Annotated in this window: 4 protein-coding genes and 3 tRNA genes; all 7 read right to left on the bottom strand. The window is 53.0% G+C overall.

What is annotated here, in order from left to right; all coding sequences use genetic code 11:
• A partial coding sequence (locus tag AC3WMV_RS28255) for a GTP-binding protein (protein ID WP_457383911.1) occupies nt 1-317 on the bottom strand: 317 nt, incomplete at its 3' end.
• Nucleotides 318-401: 84 nt separating this feature from the next.
• Nucleotides 402-477 (bottom strand) — tRNA-Thr (locus AC3WMV_RS28250).
• A gap of 26 nt (nt 478-503) precedes the next feature.
• Nucleotides 504-577, bottom strand: a tRNA-Gly gene (locus tag AC3WMV_RS28245).
• A 24-nt stretch (nt 578-601) separates the two neighbouring features.
• A tRNA-Tyr gene (locus AC3WMV_RS28240) sits at nt 602-686 on the bottom strand.
• A gap of 142 nt (nt 687-828) precedes the next feature.
• Nucleotides 829-1,266, bottom strand: coding sequence for a hypothetical protein (locus AC3WMV_RS28235; protein ID WP_027614313.1), 438 nt, complete (start codon nt 1,264-1,266; stop codon nt 829-831).
• Between the two features lie 7 nt (nt 1,267-1,273).
• Nucleotides 1,274-2,023, bottom strand: coding sequence for a pantothenate kinase (locus AC3WMV_RS28230; protein WP_027614312.1), 750 nt, complete (start codon nt 2,021-2,023; stop codon nt 1,274-1,276).
• Complete coding sequence (gene birA / locus AC3WMV_RS28225) at nt 2,013-2,966, bottom strand: bifunctional biotin--[acetyl-CoA-carboxylase] ligase/biotin operon repressor BirA (protein WP_027614311.1); 954 nt, start codon at nt 2,964-2,966, stop codon at nt 2,013-2,015. Before birA ends, AC3WMV_RS28230 begins: the two co-directional genes overlap by 11 nt.
• Between the last annotated feature and the right edge of the window lie 148 nt (nt 2,967-3,114).

Genomic DNA, 3,114 nt, shown 5'->3' with positions numbered 1-3,114 from the left:
CAAACCAGGATCGCGCCGTCCATCTGGGCAGCACCGGTGATCATGTTCTTCACGTAGTCAGCGTGACCTGGGCAGTCAACGTGAGCGTAGTGACGAATAGTCGAGTTGTACTCAACGTGAGCGGTGTTGATGGTGATACCGCGAGCTTTTTCTTCTGGAGCGCTGTCGATCTTGTCGAATTCAACTACGGCCGAACCGAAAACTTCGGAGCAGACGCGAGTCAGAGCAGCGGTCAGAGTGGTTTTACCGTGGTCAACGTGACCAATGGTCCCTACGTTGACGTGGGGCAGGGAACGATCAAATTTTTCCTTAGCCATCGATAACACCCTCAACAGAAGAATTAGACGAACGATATCTACCATTAAAACAAAGGCAGATATTTTCATATCTGCCTTGTTATATGGAGCTCTTGAGCGGATTTGAACCGCTGACCTCACCCTTACCAAGGGTGTGCTCTACCAACTGAGCTACAAGAGCGTAACACTTTGCACAACCTGCAAACTTGGAGCGGGTAGCGGGAATCGAACCCGCATCATCAGCTTGGAAGGCTGAGGTTCTACCACTAAACTATACCCGCGGAGCTTGCAGCTCACGCTAAAAATGGTGGAGGGGGAAGGATTCGAACCTTCGAAGTCGTAGACGTCAGATTTACAGTCTGATCCCTTTGGCCGCTCGGGAACCCCTCCTAAGCGAGCCGGCATTCTATACTATGCCGACCTTCTGTCAAGCATTTTCTCATTAAAAACCTGAGGTTAGCTGCGTTGACACCGCTCCGCTTTGACAACCTGTTTAGGTGTTCGCTGTGGAGCGGGCGCCATTCTATGCAAACTATTCCAGCGGTGCAACCCCCTCACACAGCATTATTTTATGTTTTAACTCATTGAATTCCTTGGAAAGGTTCTGCAACTGCACATCCCCCAATAAACGCTGGCTCTCGGGCGCAATGCGCAACCAATATCCAGGCTCGGGAAGATCCTTTTGCGATGCCTGAACCTTCACACTCATGCCCGCTAGACGCATCTGTAGCGCGGAAAGGCTGCTTTCTTGAGTCAAACCACCCAAAAACAGACACTCCTGTCCGGCATGGCGCGCGCCTTGCACTCCCGCCGAGTCACCAGTCGCCTCACTCAATAAGCGAATATCTTGCTGGGACCCGCGGTACATGCTGAGAGGAGTGACATCTTTTGCACGCAAGGGCGCCTCCTGCTGATGCCAGACGTAATAGAACACATTGAGAACAACGAGCAGCAGGAACAACCAACGCATACAAACCTCAAGTTAAAGGACACGCCATCGCCAACCCTACAAATACCAGGTCAGGGACGATCCGAGCATCAGGCACGACGTCCGCCACCAATCCAGCATCGCCACCGGTAATAAAGACAGCAAAGCGCTCCCCCCAATAGGATCGAGCCATTTCCATCTGGGTCAGAACGAAACCTCTCAACATTAAAGAGCACCCTCGCTCCACCGCCTCGACGGTACTGCGCCCCGGAGCATGGCTCGTCAACGCTTTTTCGGCAGCCAAGTCCCCATAACGGATTTTCCGGGTATGTGTACGTAATTGGTTACGCATCAAGGGCATCCCTGGGCAAATGAATCCTCCAAGGTGCTCTCCTTCGGCATTAATAAAATCGGCTGTCACAGCAGTGCCGAAATCCAGAATCAGACAGGCGCCGGCAGCCAGATGAAAGCCACCGAGCATCGCCAACCAGCGATCCAGCCCCAAGCGTTCATAGTCGTCATAGCCATTCCTGACACCAGACATCTCACTGGCCGACTTTGCGCAAACGACCGAGATGCCGAACGTCTGCTCGAGAATTCGGGTGAGCGCAGCAGTTTCTTCGCTGGTTCTTACGCTGACCAACCGACATTTGCGCAACGACAGGCTCTCAAATGCACACAAGCTATCCACCAGAGCCTGATCCGAGTCGACAACACCTTCCGCGAAAAGACCACCAGCAGCCGTATTCAATACGCGCCACTTGATAAAGCTATTCCCACAGTCGAGCTCAAGAATCATCACGCAACCTCAGACTGAGCTCACCACCACTAAATACTTTTTCCACGCCGTCCACCTTCAAGCGCAGCGCACCCTGGCTATCAATACCAAGCACTACGCCTTCTATATGACTAACGCCCGCAACCAAAGAAACCGGGCGACCTTGCCACATGTGATCCTTTTCCCATTCCTCCTGGAACGCAGAGAAACCATGGACCTGATGACGCTGGATATAACCGCGCAGTTGGTCGCTCAGCTCAGCCACCAAGACGTTGCGATCGCAGGTTTGACCCGTCTCGAGTCGAATTGACGTCCATTGCTGGTCAACTTCCTCAGCAACCTGCATGTTCACATTAATGCCTATACCCAGCACCACATGGCAAACATCTGCCGGATCCCCTACTAGCTCAAGAAGAATACCGGCGATTTTCTTGTTCCCGACCAGCACATCGTTGGGCCACTTCAATCCTGCGCCCGCCACCCCCAGCTTTCGCAGGGCATGCATAACAGCCAAACCGACCACCAGACTCAAGCCCTCAAGCTGGCGCATGCCACCTTCAATGCGCAGGACCAGGCTGTAGTAGAGATTTTCAGCAAAAGGGCTTACCCATTTGCGGCCTCTGCGACCGCGACCGGAAATCTGTCGTTCGGCCAATACCAGAAACGGCGCAGCTCGACCCTGATTGATCGCGCGAAGCGCCTCTGCGTTAGTGGAATCGATGGAATCAAAGACTGTAATCGGCCAAACCGCTGCTAAGGCACTAATCTTCAGGGGGTCGAGGAGCGTCAAGGGTGCAGCCAGTTGATAGCCTCTGCCACGGACTTTGTTTATGGACAACCCGAGCTCAGCCTCAAGATGCTGAAGCTGCTTCCACACCGCACTTCGACTGATTCCCAGGGTAACCCCCAGAGCCTCGCCGGAATGGAATCGACCATCCTTTAATAGATTCAACAACGTCAGCATGCAGGTCTCGCCTCACAATGAGGTCCGAATAATAGCCATGAGCCGGGCGATTGCATAGAAATCAAGCGCACCACTTTCCTGCGGGCAAAACAAAACCCCAACTGCTTTCGCAATTGGGGTTTCGGAATTTAATCTTGACGATGACCTA

The organism is Pseudomonas sp. FW305-3-2-15-E-TSA4 (genome assembly GCF_058787295.1).
The sequence above is the reverse complement of the archived record's forward strand: the minus strand, read 5'-3'. Positions and strand labels throughout refer to the sequence as shown.